Genomic DNA, 16,964 nt, shown 5'->3' on the forward strand with positions numbered 1-16,964 from the left:
CCAAAATAATGAAACCAAAAAAACCGAGCCCCAAACTGCTCTCAAGGCTGGTCAGCCTTGCGCTGCTGGCCCCGCTGTCGCCCGCGTTCGCCGAGGACTATTTTGACCCGGCGTTCTTAACCTTAAACGGCGTGCCCGCACAGTCCGTCGACTTAAGCGTTTTCTCAACCTCGGGCAAGGTACCGCCGGGCAATTACGTTGTGACGGTGAAAGTTAACCGTACCGACATGGGCCAGCACGCCATTGATTTTGCCGAGGATGCTCAGGGCAGCGTGGTACCCCAGCTGACGCCCGCATTTTTACGCGAGGTCGGGGTGAATACCCAGGGGCTGGAAGCGTTTCGCACCCTTGAGGATGACAAGGCTACCCCGCCGCTTGGCGAGCTGATCGAGCACGCCAGCGCCCGGTTTAACTTTGCCAAACTGGAGCTTGAGCTGAGCATTCCGCAGGTCGCCATGCAGCCAAGTTCACGCGGCGTGGTTGACCCGGAATTGTGGGACCACGGCGTGCCGGCGCTGCTGTTTAATTACAGCCTCAACGGCGGCCGCAGCAGCCAGCCAGGCGGCGGGGAAAACACCAATTTGTATGCCAGCACGAGCCTGGGCGCCAACCTGCACGCATGGCGACTGCGCAGCAACGCCTACTGGACGCGAAGCGTGCAAACCTCGCCGGGCCAGGCGGGGCAACGTTACCAACACACGGATTTTTCCAATACTTATCTGATGCGAGATATTGCGGCATGGCGGTCGGAGCTGCTGGCGGGGGAAAGCAGCACCTCCGGGGACGTGCTCGACAGCGTTCCGTTCCGGGGGGTAAAGCTAAGTTCGTCCGATGAGATGCTGCCCTATGTGCAGCGCGGCTTTGCGCCGGTCATTGAAGGCATCGCGCAAAGTAACGCCCGCGTCACGGTGACGCAAAACGGTTCGATTATCTATCAGACCTACGTCGCCCCCGGGCCTTTCCGTATTGACGATCTGAACCAGACCGGCCAGGCCGGAGAGCTGACGCTGTATGTTACCGAAGCCGACGGCACCGTGCACAGCCAGACAATCGCCATCTCTTCAGTGCCGGTGATGCGCCGTCCGGGCAGCGTAAAATATGAAGTAACCGCCGGCCGCTATAACGGCGGCATTACCGTGGGATCGCGCGAGGCTGAGTTTGTGCAGGGCACCGCCATCCTCGGCCTGCCCTATGATTTCACCCTCTACGGCGGGGCGCTCACGGCGCGGGATTATTTCTCGCTGGTCACCGGCGCGGGCGTCTCGCTGGGGAAACTGGGGGCCGTCTCGGCTGACGTCACGGCCTCGCGCGCCAAAATACCCGGCATAGAAGCGCAGCAAAAAGGCGAGTCTTACCGGCTGCGCTACGCCAAAAGCATGCTCAGCACCGGCACCACCATCGATCTGGCCGCCTACCGCTACTCGACCAGCGACTATTACAGCTTTTCAGACTACAACAGCCTCGGCTATCAGCTGAAAAAAGAGACCCAGCCGTGGGCGCTGGCCCGGGCGCGGTCCACCTTCCAGCTTTATATGAGCCAGCAGCTGGGCGGTCTGGGATCGGTGTTCGTATCGGCCGCCCGCAACGACTACTGGGGCAAAAGCAAGGTCATGAATACGCTCTCCACCGGCTACAACGGCAGCTACCGCGGCGTCAGCTACGGCCTGGCCTACACCATCGACAGAACCCAGGGCGACGGTAACTGGCCGGAAAATCGCCAGCTGGCCTTCAACATGATGGTGCCCTTCAGCCTGTTCAGCGCCTCTTCCGCCCTGAACCGGGTCTATGCCACCTACCAGACCACCCGCAGCAACACCGGCCAGGTGCAGCAGATGGCCGGCCTGAGCGGCAGCGCGCTGGACTCCAGCCTCTCCTGGGGCGTGCGCCAGGGCTGGAGTAACCAGCGGGCCCAGAGCGACAGTACCTCGCTGAACGGGGCCTGGTCCGGCAGCAAAGGTTCGGTATCGGCGGGCTACAGCCAGGCAAGCGGCAGTCGCTCGCTGAACCTTTCCGGCAGCGGCGGCATGGTCATCCATCCGGGCGGCGTGACGCTCAGCCGGTCGCTCGGCAGTTCGATAGCCATTGTCCATGCCCCGGGCGCGGAAGGCACACGCGCGGGCGTAGGCGGCACCACCATTGACGGCTTCGGCTATGCCGTAGTGCCTTATTTATCTGACTATCAGGCGAACAACATCAGCCTCGATCCGTCGACGCTGCCCGATGACGTCGACCTCACCCACTCCAGCAATACCGTCTACCCCACCAAAGGGGCGGTAGTGATGTCAAAGTTCAATACCCGCCTGGGCTACCAGGCGTTAATCACCCTGCAGCACGCGGGCGCAGCGGTGCCCTTTGGCACCACGGCCACGCTGGTTAACACCGCCGAAGGTGAACCTATTACCGGCATCGTCGGCGACGCCGGGCAGGTCTATATGAGCGGCCTGCCGGAGCAAGGCAGCCTGTTACTGAAGTGGGGCCAGCAGGCGACCCAGCAGTGCCGGGCCAGCTTTAACCTTAAAAACCAGCAGCCTTCCGCGGCAAACCCGGTCCGCAGCCTGACGGCTGTCTGCCAGTAACGAGATAATGACAGATGATGAAACGATTACGGATTAACCCCCTGGCTCTTATTGCGGCAGCGCTGTTGCTCTCTGACGCGCCCACCGCACAGGCCAAAGATACAATCACCATTGGCAAAGGCTCCGGAATTTTATGGGCTGGGTTTAATGGAGATGTGGCGATATATGGAAAATTAGAGGACGGAAAAAGCATGTCTCCTGAGGGCTACGCTGCTCTGTCTGATAAACCCTACGAATGTATTGAGGCGAGCAAGCTAAAAGAGATCGCTGGCGTACTGGCTTACGAAATTGCGCCCGGCGTTGGGATTGCGCCACGTATCAGATTTTATAGCGATGTCTGGCAGGCGGGTTTCTCAAACAGGGGAAGCATCAGCGGGAATTTTACCACTGAAGGTGGTTCTGCCGAAATTAGAGGCAATACAATTAGCCACACCCAGACGCTCCCTCTGAAGCGACCAAGAACAACTGACCGGCAATGGTGCTTTACCATGGCTCAAACTGACAGGTGGGACGAATTTCTCGAACGGAGCCAAGACAGATACCTAAGCTTCCGGGGGCACTGGGTCATTGTGGCGGACGGGACGCAGAAGATGCAGCGCGGCATTCGTTTCCCGGATATTCACGCGGCATCCTTCACCCCGGACCGAACGGGAAATTTAAGGGAACCCTGGTTCCCGGCGGGTACCACGCTGCGCATTTCCACCCTGGAGTGTAATATTGATACGCCCCGGGATATTAATTTTGGCGATGTACCGCGGAACCTGAATCGAAACGCCGAACTGGCGGTGCAAACGGTGAACTTTAATGTGGACTGCACTCAGGATGTGGACATCGAAGATACCAATATAGAGGTGCGCTTTAACGCGCTCAGCGGCTTGCACAAAAACTCAGAAATTAACAAGCTGGCTTTCGGCGATCCTAACGGTGCCTATCTGACCGGGACTTTATCCGGCGAGCCGGAAGGCTTCTGCGGTACAGCGAATGGCGTAAAATTTGATACCACGCCACTAGATATAGGCATAATGGGTGCGACCGACACCATCAAACGCTTCCCCTATAAGATGACGTGGCGGCTTTGCTCCGGCGGCGATAAATTGCAGACAGGCGAGATCAAAGCCTCCGCCGAGGTGCTGGTCACCTTCAATTAAGTGCTGGCGTGACGGGCCAACAAGGAACCGTTAAGCCGCTTCTATACCGATAAACCGCGCGATTGCCCGGTTCAGAGCGCTAAGTTTTTGAGTCACGTCCACAAACTCTGCGTTTATCGCTTCGCGCTCTGCTTCTTTCGCACACCGCTGTTCCAGGGCGTGGCACGCCTCGGCCACATCATTCGCCCCGACGATCCGGGTGCTACCCGCCAGGCGGTGCAGGCTCTGCGCCAGCCCCTCCATGTCACCTCGATCCAGCTGCTGCCGGGCGCGACCGGCGTCACGCTGGTTTTCATCATAAGTTGCTTTGAGTAATCCACGGAGCAGCTCTGCGTCATGACTGGCCAGCGCCCTTAGCGCCGGTAAATCTACCAGTATCTCCAGCTCGAGAGCCTCGACCTGGGCACTGGTTTCCTGCCGGGGAATGCGGTTTAACACCGCTTCAAGCTGCGGGAGCCGAAGCGGTTTGAACAGGCAGTCATCCATTCCGGCTGCAATGCAGCGTTTGCGTTCTTCCGGCTGAGCGTTGGCGGTCAGCCCGAGGATCACCAGCGGGCTGCGCTGCCCGGCCCGGAGCCGGCGGGTGAGCTCCAGGCCGTCCATGACCGGCATACTGCAGTCGGTAATCACGAGCTCAAATTCTCCGGTCGGGTACAGTTCCAGCGCCTGCGCCCCGTTTTCAGCCTCGGTGACCCGGTGCCCCAGGCGCAGAAGCTGCTGTTTTAACAGCAGGCGGTTGGCCGGATGATCGTCCACCGTCAGAATATTAAGCGGCGGCAGAGCGCTGGCCTGCGCCTCATTCTCACCGGCCTGCACCTCTTCGCCGTCCCGGTAGTTAACCGGCACGCAAACTTCGATCCGCGTGCCCTTCCCGGCCTGGCTGTGCAGGGTAATGGTCCCGCCCATCATGGTGATCAGCTGCTGGCAGATAGCCAGCCCGAGGCCGGTGCCGCTCTGTTTTTTCCCCTCTTCTGACTGGACGTAAGGGTCAAAAATGGTGGCCTGTTCCGGCTGGGGAATGCCGATGCCGGTGTCCGACACGGAGAAGACCAGCTGCCCCTCGCCGCCATCTGCCGGGCAGCTGACCTGCACGGCCACCGAACCCTGGGGCGTAAATTTAATCGCGTTGCTGACGAGATTGGACAGGATCTGCCGCAGGCGCATCGGATCTATCCAAATTTCATCGGGATGGAGTGGATCGACATGGCAGCTTAGCTGGAGCCCTTTCTGCCGCGCCAGGCCCTCAAAAACTCTGACAATCGGCGCGGCCAGAGAATCAAACCGGACCCATTCCGGGGTAAGCTCAAGTTTGCCGGACTCGATTTTCGCCATGTCGAGAATGTCGCCAATCAGGCCCAGCAGCGACTGGGCTGATTCGTAAGCCACGCGCACGGCCTCGGCCTCGTTCTCCCGCGCCCCTTTGCTGGTAACCGCCAGCTCCAGTAAACCAATAATGGCGGCAATTGGGGTGCGGATTTCATGGCTCATGGTGGCGAGGAAGGTGCTTTTACTGCGGTTGGCCTGCTCCGCCTGTTCGCGGGAGCGGGAGGTTTCCATCAGCAGCCGATCGTGTTCCGTCATATCCTGCCAGCTGCATATCAGCCCGGCGATACGCTGGTTTTTATCCCGGAAGGCCACGGCCTGGTGCAGGATAGCCCGCACTTCAGCGCCGTTATTGACCAGAAAACGCTGGGGCGAGGCCGCCAGCCCTTCGGGAGAATCGAGCCCCGGTTCAAGCTGCTGCCAGACCGCAGCCAGCGGATGTTTATCCTCGCTCAGCGGCTGCTGCAGAAGCTTACCCGGCATGAGGTCAAAAAAGCGTGCAAACGCGGCATTGCTGTTGATAATGCGGCCATCTCGCCCGATGACGTACACCGGCACCGCCGTGCCGTTAAACAGCGTTGCCAGAAACGTGGCCTGCTCCTGCAGCCGGGCCTGAGCCTCTTTGCGCGAGCGGTTGGCGCGCTGCAGGTAATACACCCATACCAGCGAGGTGAGCACCAGCGCCGAGAAGATGGCGGCCAGCCAGTAGAATTCGTGCCGGTACTCAGACCAGGTATCCAGCTTAACGTTGGGCGTCGTCTGCCATTTATTGACAATAAGCGAGATGTCGCGCGGCGGAATATCCGCCAGCGCCTTGTTCAAAATCGAGTAAAGCTCAGGGCTGTCGCGCCCGACGGCAAAGCCAATCAACGCGGGTTTATCGGCGACCCTTGCCGCAATTTTGAGCTGACCCGGGAAGACATTTTCAATCATGTAGCGGGCGCCGATCAGGTTATGCACCGCCCCATCAGCCTTGCCGTCGGCCACCATTTTCATCGCCACGCTGCCGCTCTTCGCGTCGATGAAGTGTATTTGCGGGTACTGTTTTTCAAGCTGCCCACGCAGCACGTTGTCCGGCGTGATGGCCACCGTTTTAGCTCCGCTAATGTTAGCCGGAGCGGCAGGACTCTCTTTGACGACAAGGACGAATTCCGGCTGCACATAGGGGCGCGTCAATAGCAGCTGTTTATCGCGATCCTGGCTGAAGCTGACGGCGGCAAACAGGCTGGCCCTGTGCTTTGCCACTGTGGCCAGCATATCCGGCATGTTGTCTGCCGTCACGGCGGTGAAGTTCAGCCCGGTACGCAGATGAATCAGCCGCAGCACGTCCGCAGCAATGCCCTGAAACTCTTGCCGGGCATTTAGCTGAGTAAACGGCGCGTCCAGCGGATTGATCACCACGCGCAGATCTTTGTTCTGCGCCAGCCACTGCGTCTCGCGCTCGCTCAGCGGCAGCGTGGATTCAAACAGCCACAGGTTTGGCCCCTGACTCCAGTGGCGGAATATAACCTTGTGCTCCACCGGCGTGAGCGCCCCCAGCACGGTATTGACCGCCCGCATCAGCACGCTGTTGTCCTGTTTGAAAATAAAGCGTGCGCCGTTGCTTCTGTCGGGCAAAATATCGACGATAGACAGCGTGTTAATGAAGTTGCGTTCTATCAGGAAGCTCGACAGGGTAAAGCCGCCGATGTAGTAATCATTTTCGCCGAAGGCCACCGAGGACATGCCGTTTGGCGCCGTCGGGAATACCGTCACCCTGGTGCCGGGATAGCGCTGTTTGGCCCAGGCTTCGCACTGGCAGTTTTCCGCCACCGCAATGCGAGCCCCTTTTGACAGCTTGACCGGCGCGGCAATGTCCGTCTGGCGCGAAACCAGCACCGGGCGATCGGGAATAAACGGCTGACTGTACGCCAGCCCTTGCGGGGCAGTTATCTGGCCGGTGCCGTCATCCACCAGCATATCCACCTTGCCCTGGCGCACGGCATCCAGCGCCGCATCACGGCTGGCGTAATTCAGGATTTGAAACCGCACGCCCAGGTAGCGCATCACCAGCAGCACGTAGTCGGCGGAGATGCCTTCGTAGGTCTGCTCGTCCGGAGACATGTTAAACGGTGGGGTGGCGGGCTGATAAATGGCGATATTGACGAGGCGCTTTTCCCCTAACCAGCGCCAGTCGCTGTCGCTCAGCGTGAATTTCAGCGGGGCGACGGTTTCCCGGCTGTGAAGCGTCATTGACTTCGGCTCTTCCGCCCGCAGGACGCCCAGAGATAAGCTCAATAAAAAACAGCAAAGCAGCAAGGCGCGCATCACGGCGTCAGTCCAGGTTATGTTTTTGGGTAAAATCGTACAGCTCGATCATCGTTTTCAAGCCGAGCTTAGCCATCAGGCGACTTTTATAGGTACTCACGGTTTTGTCGCTGATGTTCATCTGGCGGGCAATGTCGACCACCTTCACGCCTTTAGCCAAATGCCGCAGGACATCCAGCTCCTTCGCCGACAGCTCGCCCAGTTTGTCTTTATCTGCCGCCGCATCACCGGCGGCAACATCACTCCTGGCCAGATGCCGGGGGAAATAGCCATAGCCGCTGCGGATCGCGCGCACGGCGTCGCTGAGTTCGGAAAGATTATTCTTTTTGCTGACAAACCCGTCCGCGCCGGCGCTGGCACAGCGGCGAATGTAGTGATCGCCCTCTTTGCCGGTGAGTACGAGGATCCCGCCGCTAAACCCGTCGCGGCGCATTCTCTGCACCACGTCAATGCCGTTGACAGAGGGAATATCAATATCGACGATCACCAAATCCGGGGTATTTTTCCTGACCAGCTGAATGGCCTGCAGGCCATCATCAGTTTCGGCAATAACGGTCAGGTTTTCCTTCTCCAGTACCATTCTTACCGCCAGCCTGGCGACAGGATGGTCATCAACAATCAGTACGTTTTTCATTTATTATCCTGTTGGGCTGGGGAAGAAAAGCTAAAGTCACGTTGTCAGTTCGCTTTAATTATCAGTGTAATAGGAGTTTCACGCCTAAGCAATTGCCGACGCTGTCATACTTTCCCTACACCCTTTCTATCTTATTCCTACGCGCAATCCAGCGCCGACTGATACAGCCCTAATCTTTTCCTCATTACCCTGTAAGAACTTATATTCCCGCTCGCCTTAGAGCGGCTAATTTGGCTGGAAATAGCTTATGGAAAAAAATATAGCCGAAGGTAAGGCTGTCGCGAAAAGTAACCCGCGCGTTTTAATCTTCGACCCCTGCGGGTATGCCGCTTTCGGTCTGGCCAGACTGTGCGAAAGCGAATTAGAGAGCCAGGTGATTGGCACTCCCCAGACTCTGCCACACTTCCTGGAGCTGATGATTGAATCGAAGCCAGATATGGTGATTTGCGGCATTGACCCTCGGGCCAATGTTCTGCCGCAGCTGCTGAACATGCCTTATTATCCGTCGTGCAGGTATGTTTTGCTCACGGACGCCGAATCAGTGGCCCTGAGCCGGGCGCTACAAACGGCCGGGTTTTATGCCGTGATCGATAAAAGCATGCCGCTGCGCAAGCTGACCGGCGTCCTTCGGCAAGCCCTGGTTAATCCTTCCCGGGGAAACATCCGCAGAGATGCCAGATTTTACCTCCCGGAAGAACGCTATATTCTCGGCGCGCTGCTCAACGGCGACCGGTTAGCGCTTATCGCGCGTAAGATGGGGATCCCCTATCGGGCGGTTAGCCGCTATAAACATACCGCGCTACGCAGAGCCGGGCTGAAAAGCATTAACCAGATTTTGTCTGCATAAACGGGTCGGAGAAAGTTGGATGACGTCAGTATTCATCTGATCGGATAATACGCCGCACATACTTGTACGGCTTGACCGTCCTTCACTACAGACTGCCGGTCAGGAAATTACTACAGGTATTATTTTTAATAGGCCAGCCTTTCGCCTGAGGTAGACTGATTTCTTCCCCCGGCCTCTTGGTATAAAGTTTGTTCAAATACTCTGCATCCGCATTATTGGGGATCTCAAGTACACGGTCATAGCGAAGGTAATAGCTTTTATTGGCTTCCGGGATAAATGCCACAGATTGTATATATGTCGTCCCCGAGATATCAGCGCGGACAGATCGTAAGGCATATGTCTTCCCCGGTTTTAACGTGAATTTATTCATACCAAGTGTTTCACTCTTCCAAAACCATCTCAGGATGGTCAGCTGCTCGTCATTTACTTTTTCATAGCACTTGTCTTTATCGTTACGAATATAGGTGACAAGCGCATTTTGGTGAGTGTTATCGTCATACAGATATATCGCTGATGCATCGCTTCCCGCGTACATTTTTGATTTATCAATGGTGGCACAAGCCGTAAGTGAGCAGACGGCGATAACGGTAATCACACTTTTCTTGAGACTCAACTTCATTATTTTATATCCTGATCCCACTGCTTCAGAAAAAATGAGAATATTTTCAGTCAATATTAGGGAACATATCCTTCCCTACCATGGCGGCAGTACAATACTCTTTGCGTTATGTAAATCAACAGGTTACTGCCATAACTACTAATTTCCGGAGGGTCTCTTCCGTCGATACCTGAGCTGAAGGTCCGCTGCGAGCGATAAGCAGACCTAAAGAAAAACGTGACATTTATCATGAAATTAGAACGTCAAGCTCATGAACCGACAGTCGCAAAATAGTTAAATTCAATCCATGGGTCTATTACTTGGTGGTTCTGTGGTGCCGCCACGGCAATCAGCATATTGTGATTTTTGAGATACCTCCCTTTTCTTACGTTAGGTACTGCTTTACCGTTAAGCGCTGAGCCTGGCTCAGATGCCGGAACCATTCAAAGTTACACGTCGCACTCCTTGTGCGTGCTCACCTCTCGCCACAGCGCAGATAACCAGGTCAGCGAATCATCGATCAGCATCCGCTTTTCGCTCCCAGGCCGCCAAATCGTCACCATAGTCTGGCTAATACCTTCATTGCCCACCACCGTGGGAATAGCCATAACATTTTTCCAACGCACCGCCTCAAAATGAGTCGGTAAAAATCCCCATCCGCACCCGGCTTCCATCAGGCTACGCAGCATTTCAAGCTCATTGGCCACAATGATATTCCCGGAGATTTGCAGCCGCCGCGCCATTGGTACGTCGCTTGTGGAGTGCATCACCACCTGTGGCGTCAAAGAAAGGTCAAGCAGTGAACACGGACGTTTGGCCTCTTCAAACAGCGGCTCTGCGGCGTAAAAATCCATGTCGATGGCCCCGAGCGCACGCCACTCCATGTCGCTGCCGACGCTGTGATTGTTGGCCTGAAAGAAGCCCAGATCGACCTCCCCGCTCGCCAGCGCTTTTTCGCCTTCCGCGCGCGAGGTGCATCTCAGACTCAGACGGATCCCCCGCGTCGCCATCCGCGTAATTAATGCCTTCAAAAAACGGCGGGGTGTAAAGGGGTCGTAGGCGACGCCCAGCTCCTGAACCTCCGTTGACGGCACCCGACGGGCAAACTGATCGAATGCTCTTGCCTGACGCAACAGCAGGTGCGCCTGGCGATGAAGCTGTTCGCCTTCTGCTGTCAGCTGCAGCGATCGCCCCTGGCGGGCAAACAGCGGGTAGCCAAAGCTATCTTCCAGCAGATCGATAAGATCGCGCAGCGTGGTGCGATCTTTCTCCAGCTTCATCGCAGCTTTCATCAGACTGCCGTGTTCCGCAACGGCAGTGAAGGCTTCAAGTTGAGAAAAAGAGTAAGACAATGACGGCACGCTGGGCTCCTTTTGCCGTGTTTATGGGGGATTATCCCCCATTACGCGTTTTTTATTATAGTGCCGTCATTTTTATACTGCATCCATCCCGTCATCCCGCCGGGACAACATGTCTATGGGTTTAACTTAAATAGAGAACGCTATGATTAATAAACATAAATCCTTGCCTGCAAAGTACTGCCTTCTGGCAGGTCTGGTGGCTGGTGCATTCCTCTCTTCTCCCGTAATGGCGGCTTGTGAAGGCACCGAACTCACCGCCTGCCCGGCCCCTTTTGATGCAAAACTTCCCGATACCAAAACGATGCTGATCTGGGATCAAGCCGAGCGTGTTATCGGTTTTCGTAACGATTACCGTAATTATCAGGGCGATGTTTTCCACCACGGCAAATCCGTGCCGTTAGCGATGGCTGAAAAACCACTGACGCAGGCTCGCTATCAGGTCAACGGCAAACTGTGGACGCTACAGGATTATATTAAACGCCAGAACGTCAGCGGTATGCTGGTACTGAAGGACGGTAAAGTTGCCTGGAAATATCTTGGTGAAGGCAATACCGACACCACACTCTGGACCTCTCGTTCTGTAGGGAAATCGGTGGTGTCTACACTCGTGGGTGTGGCCTTAAAAGAGGGAAAAATCCACTCAATGGACGATCTGGTCACGCAGTATGAACCTGATTTGAAAGGCACCGCCTGGAACGGCGTGACACTGAAACAGTTGATTCAACACACCTCTGGCGTGGCGTGGAATGAAGATTACGCTAATCCGCAGTCTGACTTCGCCAAACTCACGCAGTGTGAAGCGCACGCGGGTACCTATGACTGCGTCCGCTCGCTGGTTTCTGGTCTGAAACGCGCCCACCCAGCGGGTGAAGTGTGGTCTTACTCCTCCGGCGGTGCATGGCTGCTGGGCGATGTGCTGGAGCGCGCAACGGGTATGACGCTTGCTACCTACCTTGAGAACAATATCTGGCGGCCGTACGGTATGGCGAACGATGGTGTATGGCATGCCTATACCAAAAACCAGCATGATGTTGGCGCACACGGCTTTAACGCCACGCTGGAAGATTGGGGACGTTTCGGCGAATTCGTACTGAACAATGGCCGCCTGCCGAACGGTAAGCAGGTTCTGCCGGAGAACTGGGTTGCCCAGTCGGCCGACTGGAACAGAGCGAAGAACTCCGTCTCTGCGGCGCATCCACAGGGGCTGTATGGCTATCAGTGGTGGAATAACGAAGTGCCTGCCAACGCTAAAAACGTGGAACCAACGCCGCAGGATTCGCTGAAAGGCTCCATGTGGGCGCTGGGGATTTATGGGCAGATGATCATGGTCAACCGTGCGGAAAATCTGGTGATCGTCCAGTGGTCTACCTGGCCGCAGGCGGAACCGTCGTTCAGCGCCCAGCCGCTGGAAGCTTCGCTGATGTTCAGCGCTATTGCGAAGGCATTGCATTAATCATCGGAGATAACCACGCCAGAAATGCACCTTAAGCTCTGGCGTTTTCAGTGAGGGATAAGGGTATCCTCTGGAGGGAAAGGATACCGCCCAACATCTTTTCAGTTGGCGAAGTGAAGATTGTCTAAGCCGTATTCCTTTTTTGACAGCATCCCAGTGCGTCTGAATTCACGCAGGTAATGCAAATGGATGGTCAAGAAATCGCTACTTATCAGCCCTTTCAGACCATCATGGCTTTAGCCTCGTCTACAGTTAACTTATCTAATTCTCATCGAATAAATCATCCCATGAGCTTTTCGTTAAGGACTCACCTGTTCGCCCGACTTCGGTTATTGATTTCAGTGGCTGCCGGCGTCGCTTGTTATTTCGCCCTTCCCGCTCAGCTTGGCACGCTGCAGCGGCTGTTGATCGGCTGGAATGTTTTGGCCTGGCTTTACCTGATTTTTATCTGGTTTCGCATGCTGCGAACGGAAGTCTGCGACATCCCGAGAATAGCCAGGGTACAGGATCAAAGCGCCGCGCTTGTGTTAAGCCTGCTTATCTTTGCCTGCATGGCCAGCCTCGTGGCGATTATGAGCGAACTTCCGTCGCTGCGTTCTTTGTCCGGAACCCCGCTTGTGCTGCATATTTTACTGACGGCAATGACGCTGGTCGTCTCCTGGACGTTGCTGCCCAGCGTTTTCGCGATGCACTATGCCCATCAACATTATTTGCATCGCAGCAAAGAGATAACCCCGATGATCTTTCCTGATAAACCGAAAGATCCGGATTACTGGGATTTCCTTTATTACTCTTTTACCATCGCCGTGGCCGCACAAACAGCTGATGTGGCAACCGGCACAACCGGCATGCGTAAAATAACCCTGCTGCAGTCAGTTATCTCGTTTATCTTCAACCTGGCGATTCTGGGACTTTCCGTCAACGTGGGCGCCGGGTTGCTGAGTTAATACCTGGGACTGGCTGTCATCTCGTGAATAGCACACAAAACAGGCTATAATTTAACCAGTGACGCTCTGTGTAAAGGTGAAACACGATGCCTAATCCCTTTGATGCCTGCATGTCTATCGCGCTGATTCTGGGTGCATTACATGAAATGGGACTGATTCCCTGGTAATGCGCTTTATATGCCGGTGGTTTGCTGAAAAAACGATGGCAGGAAATTGACAGCAGGTTGAATCTCATTAAGGTGAGAGGGATATTTTACGCCGTGCTGGCCAGATCCCAGGAACCCCATGAACCCTTCGCTTCAAACTTTTGTCGGAAGTTTGCTCCAGGATGAGAAAACGCTAGTTGCCTCTTACGATCTTGAGTCTTTGCCTTTTGAGCTGAAGCGCAGTCTTCATCTTCAGGCTTTACGGCAGCCCGGCATTCATAACTATGCTTTACGTCCCTTTTCTCTCGACTATAGCCAGATCCAGCGGCTCTGTATTATCAACGGCATGGGCGTCACGCTCGGAGATTCGCTGATCGGGATTGCGGCGCTGCACGCTATTAAAGCCATAAATCCCAAACTTCATCTGACGGTGCTGCGCCCTCACACCTGCCAGTCTTATGTGGAAGAGATTTATCGGCTTGCGGGGAACGTGATCGATGAGCTGCATTTCATGCCTCAGGGACTGGCTTCACTGGAGGGATATGATGCGCTGATTGACGCGGGGAACCAGCTTTTCCGGGAGGATTTCGCCACTCAGGAAATGCACGATTTCTTCTTACGCCACCTGGGGATTGCCCCTGACACTGTACCCGAAGAGATAAAAGCCAACCGCTGGCTACGCGACGGAATGCCAGAGCAAACGTCCCCCATGCAAGGTCGTTACATCCTGTTCAATCACCGCGCCAGCACGCCGCTTCGCGATATCCCGGCTGCCGTGCTGGTTGATTTAGTCGAGCATATCTATCGGCAGCACGGTCTGCCCGTGGCAGGCTTTGGAAAAATAGATCACCCGCAGTGCATCGATCTTTCTTCTCATTCCCGGACAACGTCTGACTACATCGCCATTATTCGTCACGCCAGTAAAGTCTATACCTGTGATTCGTCGGCCCTGCATATTGCCGCCGCCTTTGAGGTGCCCACGACGGCTTATTTTAACGCCATCAAACCGTCACTGCGGGCCGCGTATTACCCGCAGTGTGAAAGCGTTGATCTGGGTACTGAGCGTTCGGCGCTCCTCCACCAGAGCGAAGATAGCGAGTTGCTAAAAGCGATAGAGGATAACTACCGGCGTTATCTGGCCGCCTTGTAATGTCTGATAAGCTGGCCGTGAATGACGGCCAGCCCCACGCTATTTATTGATGCCAATAACCAGCACGGTTGATTTTTTACATTGATTATCCTGGCAAATACCGGAGAACCAAATCTGCCCTTTGCCGATCGCCAGCCCCTGATAATTCGCAAAAAGATCCTGATATTTCTGCGCGTTAACCACCGCCACCAGATCCGGCGTAAAAATGGCGTCATAGTTTTTAATGAACTGCTGCGGCGTTTTGATCTGCACTTTTTTACCCGCCAGCGCGATCTTTATCGGATAGGAAATTAGCTTTGCCACTTCCGCTTTATTCTGCGCGGCAATCTGCGTTTTAAAATTATCAAAAAACGCATGATAGTTTTCATGCGAGCTGAATAACTTATCTAAATTCGCGTCCATTGCCTGCTCGGTGGCGGCCAACAGGGTGCCCGACCAGATCAGGGAGGAAGCCAGACACAGCCTGGCGAGTAGCGACGTAAACCTCATATAAACCACCTCTTGCCTTAAATATCATTGAATTATCGTATTTATAGAATTTTAACTTTTCAGTCTGAAACACGCTTTAAGTGTTAATAAAGCGGCAGGCGTTCCCTCGACGGCATCATATATGATATAATTTTGACCAATCCATTGATTTTAATTAAAAGCAAACAAATTGTATTAATATGAAACAACTTCTCCTGGCGCTGTGCCTTTTCACTCCCTTCAAAATGTCTCTGGCGTCCGTCAGCGGAAATTTCGACGTGAGAATGACTATACTTCCTAATCCGATGCCACCTAAAGTAACTAAAGTAAAACTTTCAGCAGATACGGTGATGATCGTTAATGAATGGTAGGATTTCATTCATCAAGTCGTGTCCGGGATGCACATCCGCTCCCATAAAAAAGCCGCTGACGGTCACCCGCAGCGGCTTTTTTTATGACTGATTCAGGCTATTCCCCCGGACCTGTCTTATCGACTCTCTGCCCGACGTCTATCCGGTTCCCGTCCGGGTCGGCAAACACAAACGTCCGCAGGCCGTACTCTTTATCCTGAAGCCCCTTCACGATCCTGGCGCCTGCCTGCTGACAGAGAGCAAACAGCGCCCCGATGTCATCAACCAGAAGATGGGCCACCGGAAAATGTGCGGCCTTATGCTGAGGCTGGAGCGTCAGATGCAGCTCACTTGCCCCCTGCTGGAGGATAACAAACCCAACGGGTTCGCCGTTCTCGAAACGCTTCGTGAAGCCTAAAACGCCCACGTAAAACGCCAGTGCGGCAGGCATATTTTTGACTGGCAGCGTCGCTGCAATGCGGCCAAATCCAACTGCTGAAGGCATAATCATCCTTATATTTAAGAAACGAGCCCATCGCGCAGACGGTGCCGCAGCCATGCGTTTCTTTGTTGATGCCGGACGGTGCCAGAGTGGCCCTTATCATAAACGCCAGCCTCACCCTGCGCCAGCGTTGGCTAATGAGAATAATGTCGCAGACAAACGCGGCGTTCCCCCTATGAAGACAGATCGCCTGCCCTTTGTCGGCAGATGTTTAGTACCAGCTGCCGAAGCCAGCGGTGCGCGAGGTCTGCCTCTGAACGCGGGTGCCACATTTGGGACACAGTAATGGCTCTCGTCTTCACCGGCAGCTCAAACATTGCCAGCCTCGCGTTCTCTCCCTCGACCGCCAAAACCGGCTGATTCAACAGGAAAGAAGCAGGCACCAGCGCAATGAGATCGGACGCCTGCGCGACCTTTAGCGACGCAGGAAATGACGGCACTATGGCGGCAATTTTGCGCGTCAGCCCTCTTTCATCGAGGGCATCGTCTACTGGCCCGCGAGTTGAACGGAGACGCCGGGAGGCCACCACGTGCCCGTACGAAAGATACTGCTCGACGGTAACCTCAGGCAGAGCGGCCAGAGGATGACCGACGCGCACCACGCCAACAAACCGATCGCGGAATAGCGCCTGAAGCCGTATCTCTGGCCCCATTTCACCCACGACGCCGATTTCGAGATCGACCAGGCCCTCACGCAGATGCCGGGGACCTTTTTCAGGTTTGGAGGTGAAGCACAGCTGCACCCGAGGCGCTACAGCCGCCGCTGCAGTGATAAGCGCAGGCGCAAAGGCTTCGATAAAACCATCGTTGGCCCGGAGGATAAACGTGCATTCCAGGGTTGAAAGCGTTAGCTCTGCCGTGGACGGGCTCAGCAAAGCCCGAGCCTCCAGCGCCGCGTTTCTCGCCCGCTCGCGAATCGCTTCGGCATAGGGCGTCAGCACCATATTTCTGCCCGCTCTGACCAATAGCGGATCGCCGGTTGCAGCCCGCAGGCGGCTCAGCGTGCGGCTCATCGCCGACGCGCTGAGTCCGAGGCGTCGCGCGGCGCCGGCCACGCTGCCTTCCGCCAGAAACGTATCCAGCGCCAGCAGCAAATTCAGATCGGGGTCATTCATTCAGGCATCCTGTAAAGAGATATGGCGTCTGGTGCAACT

At 55.4% G+C, this 16,964-nt stretch carries 13 protein-coding genes; 6 read left to right on the forward strand and 7 right to left on the reverse strand.

Annotated features, from left to right (window positions below):
* Nucleotides 1-8 precede the first annotated feature (8 nt).
* Nucleotides 9-2,576, forward strand: coding sequence for a fimbria/pilus outer membrane usher protein (locus tag F3J26_RS06635; protein ID WP_166992532.1), 2,568 nt, complete (start codon nt 9-11; stop codon nt 2,574-2,576).
* 14 nt (nt 2,577-2,590) lie between these two features.
* Nucleotides 2,591-3,724: a hypothetical protein gene (locus F3J26_RS06640; RefSeq protein WP_166992534.1), complete on the forward strand. Its 1,134-nt coding sequence runs from the start codon at nt 2,591-2,593 to the stop codon at nt 3,722-3,724.
* 30 nt (nt 3,725-3,754) lie between these two features.
* Here F3J26_RS06640 and F3J26_RS06645 read toward each other — a convergent pair whose 3' ends face one another.
* Both F3J26_RS06645 and F3J26_RS06650 read right to left on the reverse strand, forming a co-directional pair.
* Nucleotides 3,755-7,354: an ATP-binding protein gene (locus F3J26_RS06645; protein WP_166992982.1), complete on the reverse strand. Its 3,600-nt coding sequence runs from the start codon at nt 7,352-7,354 to the stop codon at nt 3,755-3,757.
* A gap of 7 nt (nt 7,355-7,361) precedes the next feature.
* Complete coding sequence (locus tag F3J26_RS06650; RefSeq protein WP_166992536.1) at nt 7,362-7,988, reverse strand: response regulator; 627 nt, start codon at nt 7,986-7,988, stop codon at nt 7,362-7,364.
* A 247-nt stretch (nt 7,989-8,235) separates the two neighbouring features.
* On the opposite strand from F3J26_RS06650, the gene F3J26_RS06655 reads away from it, so the two are divergent.
* A complete protein-coding gene (locus tag F3J26_RS06655; protein WP_166992539.1) occupies nt 8,236-8,835 on the forward strand; it encodes a helix-turn-helix domain-containing protein in 600 nt (199 codons plus the stop codon).
* A gap of 85 nt (nt 8,836-8,920) precedes the next feature.
* Here F3J26_RS06655 and F3J26_RS06660 read toward each other — a convergent pair whose 3' ends face one another.
* Together F3J26_RS06660 and F3J26_RS06665 are read right to left on the reverse strand one after the other, a co-directional pair.
* A complete protein-coding gene (locus tag F3J26_RS06660; protein ID WP_166992541.1) occupies nt 8,921-9,454 on the reverse strand; it encodes a hypothetical protein in 534 nt (177 codons plus the stop codon).
* 428 nt (nt 9,455-9,882) lie between these two features.
* Nucleotides 9,883-10,794: a LysR family transcriptional regulator gene (locus F3J26_RS06665; RefSeq protein ID WP_166992543.1), complete on the reverse strand. Its 912-nt coding sequence runs from the start codon at nt 10,792-10,794 to the stop codon at nt 9,883-9,885.
* A gap of 142 nt (nt 10,795-10,936) precedes the next feature.
* On the opposite strand from F3J26_RS06665, the gene F3J26_RS06670 reads away from it, so the two are divergent.
* The 3 genes from F3J26_RS06670 (at nt 10,937) to F3J26_RS06680 (ending at nt 14,490) form a co-directional block, all read left to right on the forward strand.
* A complete protein-coding gene (locus tag F3J26_RS06670) occupies nt 10,937-12,247 on the forward strand; it encodes a serine hydrolase domain-containing protein (RefSeq protein WP_166992546.1) in 1,311 nt (436 codons plus the stop codon).
* Between the two features lie 287 nt (nt 12,248-12,534).
* Nucleotides 12,535-13,194: a DUF1345 domain-containing protein gene (locus tag F3J26_RS06675; protein WP_166992548.1), complete on the forward strand. Its 660-nt coding sequence runs from the start codon at nt 12,535-12,537 to the stop codon at nt 13,192-13,194.
* A 285-nt stretch (nt 13,195-13,479) separates the two neighbouring features.
* Nucleotides 13,480-14,490, forward strand: coding sequence for a glycosyltransferase family 9 protein (locus F3J26_RS06680; RefSeq protein ID WP_166992550.1), 1,011 nt, complete (start codon nt 13,480-13,482; stop codon nt 14,488-14,490).
* A 39-nt stretch (nt 14,491-14,529) separates the two neighbouring features.
* Here F3J26_RS06680 and F3J26_RS06685 read toward each other — a convergent pair whose 3' ends face one another.
* The 3 genes from F3J26_RS06685 to F3J26_RS06695 form a co-directional block, all read right to left on the reverse strand.
* The gene (locus tag F3J26_RS06685) at nt 14,530-14,979 is read right to left on the reverse strand and encodes a hypothetical protein (RefSeq protein WP_166992553.1); all 450 of its coding nucleotides are present in this window, start codon (nt 14,977-14,979) and stop codon (nt 14,530-14,532) included.
* Nucleotides 14,980-15,426: 447 nt separating this feature from the next.
* Complete coding sequence (locus tag F3J26_RS06690; protein WP_166992555.1) at nt 15,427-15,813, reverse strand: VOC family protein; 387 nt, start codon at nt 15,811-15,813, stop codon at nt 15,427-15,429.
* Between the two features lie 170 nt (nt 15,814-15,983).
* Nucleotides 15,984-16,925, reverse strand: coding sequence for a LysR family transcriptional regulator (locus tag F3J26_RS06695; RefSeq protein ID WP_166992558.1), 942 nt, complete (start codon nt 16,923-16,925; stop codon nt 15,984-15,986).
* Nucleotides 16,926-16,964: the final 39 nt, after the last annotated feature.

It is taken from the genome of Enterobacter sp. Ap-867 (assembly GCF_011752855.1).
Taxonomy (GTDB): Bacteria; Pseudomonadota; Gammaproteobacteria; order Enterobacterales; family Enterobacteriaceae; genus Cedecea.

Coding starts and splice junctions, on each gene's coding strand:
- F3J26_RS06650 (WP_166992536.1), bottom strand. CDS start 7,988: ATGAAAAACGTACTGATTGTTGATGACCATCCTGTCGCCAGGCTGGCG.
- F3J26_RS06695 (WP_166992558.1), bottom strand. CDS start 16,925: ATGAATGACCCCGATCTGAATTTGCTGCTGGCGCTGGATACGTTTCTG.
- F3J26_RS06640 (WP_166992534.1), top strand. CDS start 2,591: ATGATGAAACGATTACGGATTAACCCCCTGGCTCTTATTGCGGCAGCG.
- F3J26_RS06670 (WP_166992546.1), top strand. CDS start 10,937: ATGATTAATAAACATAAATCCTTGCCTGCAAAGTACTGCCTTCTGGCA.
- F3J26_RS06675 (WP_166992548.1), top strand. CDS start 12,535: ATGAGCTTTTCGTTAAGGACTCACCTGTTCGCCCGACTTCGGTTATTG.
- F3J26_RS06660 (WP_166992541.1), bottom strand. CDS start 9,454: ATGAAGTTGAGTCTCAAGAAAAGTGTGATTACCGTTATCGCCGTCTGC.
- F3J26_RS06645 (WP_166992982.1), bottom strand. CDS start 7,354: ATGCGCGCCTTGCTGCTTTGCTGTTTTTTATTGAGCTTATCTCTGGGC.
- F3J26_RS06680 (WP_166992550.1), top strand. CDS start 13,480: ATGAACCCTTCGCTTCAAACTTTTGTCGGAAGTTTGCTCCAGGATGAG.
- F3J26_RS06685 (WP_166992553.1), bottom strand. CDS start 14,979: ATGAGGTTTACGTCGCTACTCGCCAGGCTGTGTCTGGCTTCCTCCCTG.
- F3J26_RS06655 (WP_166992539.1), top strand. CDS start 8,236: ATGGAAAAAAATATAGCCGAAGGTAAGGCTGTCGCGAAAAGTAACCCG.
- F3J26_RS06690 (WP_166992555.1), bottom strand. CDS start 15,813: ATGCCTTCAGCAGTTGGATTTGGCCGCATTGCAGCGACGCTGCCAGTC.
- F3J26_RS06635 (WP_166992532.1), top strand. CDS start 9: ATGAAACCAAAAAAACCGAGCCCCAAACTGCTCTCAAGGCTGGTCAGC.